Consider the following 510-nt stretch of genomic DNA (forward strand, 5'->3'; position numbering starts at 1 on the left):
CCCGCCCGCCACCGGGGCCGCGCCCCTGGCCGACCGCACGCTGGACCTCGGCACCGCCCTGACGCTGGGCGCCGAGGCTCCCTTCACAGGCACCTCCTGGCGGGTGGAGGACACCCCGGCGTGGCTGAGCGTCTCGCCGACGTCGGGGACCGGGGCGCTGCGGGTGCAGGTGCGGGCCAACCGGGCGCTGGGCACGCCGGTGAAGGCGGATCAGGCGCGGTTGACCGGGGAACTGAGAATCACCTGGCAGGCGGGCGAGCAAAAGGGCACGGCGGTCTGGACCGTCACCGCCGACCAGTACGTGCTGACGGGCCGGGTCACCGACCCCGCGCAGGCCCAGGGCCCCGATGTGGGCACCGCCCCAGCTGAAACGGGAGCCCCCGCCGGGGCCCGCAGCGTGATCGTGAAGTACCGCTCGCCCGCGGCGCAGGCGCTCGCGCTGGGCCAGAGGGTCACCGGGCCGGACGCCGGGCTGGCGAGCACCCGCGCGGCCCTGCAGCAGATCGGTCC

The 510-nt window shown here is 76.7% G+C and carries 1 pseudogene; it reads left to right on the forward strand.

Annotated features, from left to right (window positions below):
- Positions 1 to 510 (forward strand): annotated as a pseudogene (locus QOL99_RS13250) (S8 family serine peptidase); the annotation flags it as partial.

The organism is Deinococcus rhizophilus, assembly GCF_030271215.1.
Classification (GTDB): domain Bacteria; phylum Deinococcota; class Deinococci; order Deinococcales; family Deinococcaceae; genus Deinococcus; species Deinococcus rhizophilus.